This is a genomic window from Aquisalinus flavus (assembly GCF_014640095.1).
Taxonomy (GTDB): Bacteria; Pseudomonadota; Alphaproteobacteria; order Caulobacterales; family Parvularculaceae; genus Aquisalinus; species Aquisalinus flavus.
Genome location: NZ_BMGH01000004.1, coordinates 1 through 721, shown reverse-complemented (window position 1 = coordinate 721; position 721 = coordinate 1). Strand labels below are relative to the sequence as shown.

General features: G+C 55.6%; 1 protein-coding gene. It reads left to right on the top strand.

What is annotated here, in order from left to right; all coding sequences use genetic code 11:
- The first annotated feature begins 39 nt into the window (after positions 1–39).
- Positions 40–711: an IS1595 family transposase gene (locus IEV88_RS15175; protein ID WP_188160729.1), complete on the top strand. Its 672-nt coding sequence runs from the start codon at positions 40–42 to the stop codon at positions 709–711.
- The last annotated feature ends 10 nt before the right edge of the window (positions 712–721 follow it).

Below are 721 nucleotides of genomic sequence, written 5' to 3'. Positions count from 1 at the left end.
GGGGCTGACCTAGGAGATTAACGTCTCTAAGGTTGGCTGATGCAGCTAAAGCATTCAAAACTCACGCATTTCCAGACCGACAGGCTGCTTGAGCACTTCGTCGCCGGGACACCTGCCCGCACGGCCTGTCTTCTGGTCGGTGTAAACAAGATCACCGCGACGGCTTTCTATCACAAGATCCGTGTCGTGATCTTCGACAAACTGGCACAGGAGGCGGGCGAGCTGACTGGGGAAGTCGAGGTGGACGAGAGCTATTTCGGCGGGGTCCGGAAAGGCAAGCGGGGGAGAGGCGCTGCCGGCAAGGTGCCCGTCTTCGGCCTGCTCAAACGTGGCGGCAGGGTCTATACGGTGGCGGTGAAAGACACGAAGTCCGATACGCTCATTCCTATAATCGCCTGTAAAATACAGCCTGACAGCATCGTCTACACCGATAGCTACCGCTCTTATGACGTGCTCGACATCACCGACTTCCGCCATATGCGGATCAATCATTCGAAGCTCTTCGCCGACCGGGAAAACCACATCAACGGCATAGAGAACTTCTGGAACCAGGCCAAACGACACTTGCGTCGCTACAACGGAATCCCCCGGCAGAATTTCGATCTGTTCCTCAAAGAATGCGAGTGGCGCTTCAATTACGGGCCGCCCGATCAGCTCTTGAAAACCCTCCGGAAATGGCTCAAACCATACGCAAGATCATCAAAGTCCTAGGTCAGCCCCT

Coding starts and splice junctions, on each gene's coding strand:
- IEV88_RS15175 (WP_188160729.1), top strand. CDS start 40: ATGCAGCTAAAGCATTCAAAACTCACGCATTTCCAGACCGACAGGCTG.